The organism is Azonexus sp. (assembly GCF_036170495.1).
Lineage (GTDB): Bacteria > Pseudomonadota > Gammaproteobacteria > Burkholderiales > Rhodocyclaceae > Azonexus.
This window is the reverse complement of the sequence record NZ_JAVHPH010000422.1, coordinates 1-1,784: the sequence shown is the minus strand read 5'-3', so window position 1 is coordinate 1,784 and position 1,784 is coordinate 1. Positions and strand designations below refer to the sequence as shown.

The following is a 1,784-nucleotide window of genomic DNA, read 5'->3' as shown; positions in this document are numbered from 1 at the left end:
GGGGGTAAATGGCCAATTTAACGAAGCAGGCATGAGGTGTCAAACGGGTATTTTGCTGCCGGCAGGTCCTGCGAGACGTGGTGTGCCTTGCCTGGAAAGTGCGGGACGCTGGCTTTCTGGCGGTGGTGGCCGTCAGGCTTTCGCCGCTTGTCATGCCGGCGGCGCCGACCGTTGGCCGGTCAGTTTTTGATTTTGGCCGCTTTTTCCGGTCGACCGTGGCAACTGGGAAAGAGGCCTGCGTGACGAATTGCGGTGGTTCGTAGTGGCTGAATTTTTTCTCTCACTGGTTTTCAGGCACTTTCGGCGCTTTGTCCGGATGTTGCGCGCTGATATGGGTGTCGGATTTGGCCTGCATTTGCGGCGCTTGCTTGGCCATTTCGCGCAGAATACGGGCTACCGCCCAGAGCATGACGGCGGCACCGCCTGCGGTGCAAGCGACTGCTTCTACGGTTGACGTCGGAAAATCGGCCAAAATCGCCCCCCGGCCGGCAGCAAACCAGCTGGCGCCGATGCCAACGCAGGCCAGGCCAGCCATGTCGATCAGCGCGTAGAGAAAGATCGGGCCGGTCAGCGTCGGACGGGGTGGGCGATGGGATCGATTGAGCATGGGCTTGGCCGGTTTTGTTCGGTTGGTTGATATTTATCGAATGGCCTTGACAAAGTGAAAGTCGAGGCTTGACTTATGCACAGAGTTGGGGCGTTTCGATGCTCCGCGTTTCAATCTGGCTGATAGATTTGCCAGATTCGAGTGGAGGATTAAATGTCGTTTAAAAACAGTTGCTTAATATTGAGCTCAAGATTCGGGCAGGGTAAGGAAAATCCTTGTGGAACGGTCACTTAGCGACTTACCCCTTGTTTCATTCACAGACTTATCCACAGTTTTTGTGGATAGTTCCAAAACCCTAAACGGTGTAGCTAGATTGGCTGGCTAAGTTAAAGTGATACTTGAGGTTGTGTCACAGTTTTGCTGCGGCGCAGCAGGAAATTCCTTGCTGCGCCAGTCGTTGCCAGCCGCATCGTTTTATTTCACTCGCATTCCAGGTTGAGCGCCGGAATCCGGCGACAAAAGGAAAATTCCGGGGGTTTTGCCCTCACTATCCGAGGCGGCCAGGACCATCCCCTCGGACAACCCGAATTTCATTTTCCGCGGTGCCAGATTGGCGACCATGACAGTCAGCCGTCCGATCAGTTGGGCGGGATCGTAAGCCGTCTTGATGCCGGCGAAGACGTTGCGCGTTTCGTTGTTGCCGACATCGAGCGTGAGTCGGACCAGCTTGTCGGCGCCCTCAACGTGTTCGGCGTTGGCGATGCGGACAATGCGCAGGTCGACTTTCATGAAGTCATCGATGTTGCAGAACGGCTCCCATGGGGTTTCGGCTTTGACTTCATTTTGCTGATGTTCGGCATGGCGCTGCGCTGACTGCTGCTCCTGGGTTGGCGCCAGCGATTCCTTGTTGGCTTCGACCAGTTTTTCGATCTGCTTGGGATCGACGCGCGTCATGAGGTGCTCGTAGGCATTGATGCCGTGGCCGGCGGCGAGCAGGCTCTGCGTATCGTTCCAGGTGAGCGGCGCGATATTGAGGAATTTCTCGACCTTGCCGGCAACCACCGGCAGGATCGGCTTGAGCAGCACGGTGAGCAGGCGGAAGAGGTTAAGCGCATTGGTGCAGGCGGCATGCAGTTCGACGTCCTTGCCTTCCTGCTTGGCCAGTTCCCAGGGCTTGACGCTGTCGACGTACTGATTAGCAGCGTCGGTCAGCGCCATGATTTCGCGCATGGCCTTG

Annotated in this window: 2 protein-coding genes; both read right to left on the bottom strand. The window is 56.6% G+C overall.

Annotated features, from left to right (window positions below):
- Positions 1–280: 280 nt before the first annotated feature.
- Positions 281–607 (bottom strand): hypothetical protein, encoded by a 327-nt coding sequence (locus ADADOO_RS15390; protein WP_511278382.1) that lies wholly within the window; start codon positions 605–607, stop codon positions 281–283.
- 414 nt (positions 608–1,021) lie between these two features.
- Positions 1,022–1,784: methionine--tRNA ligase subunit beta (metG, locus tag ADADOO_RS15385; protein WP_511278381.1), on the bottom strand; the 763-nt coding region annotated here is incomplete at its 5' end.

What these genes read in the sequence shown, in the direction of transcription:
- ADADOO_RS15390 (WP_511278382.1), bottom strand. Translation starts at nt 607, where the DNA reads ATGCTCAATCGATCCCATCGCCCACCCCGTCCGACGCTGACCGGCCCG.